Consider the following 244-nt stretch of genomic DNA (forward strand, 5'->3'; position numbering starts at 1 on the left):
TACTAAAAATTGCTGATAAACGACGGTATATGTTAACATGTCTTGTCCCACTCGCGTATCTATTTGTAACAGTAAACTATGCGGGATACTGGATGGTTAAAAACGTTTATCTAAATCCTGATGCTGCAGGATACAGCACACTAAATGCAATTCTTTCAATCATCATGCTAGTCCTTGGTATGATCATACTAATTTCTGCAATTAAAAAATGGTTGGACATGTGGAATACTCCTCAATTAAAAAT

Annotated in this window: 1 pseudogene; it reads left to right on the forward strand. The window is 34.8% G+C overall.

What is annotated here, in order from left to right:
- A pseudogene (locus F1003_RS19125) lies at nt 1-244 on the forward strand (hypothetical protein); the annotation flags it as partial.

Origin of the sequence: Winogradskyella ouciana (assembly GCF_009709615.1) — a bacterium.
In the GTDB taxonomy this organism is placed as follows: Bacteria; Bacteroidota; Bacteroidia; order Flavobacteriales; family Flavobacteriaceae; genus Winogradskyella; species Winogradskyella ouciana.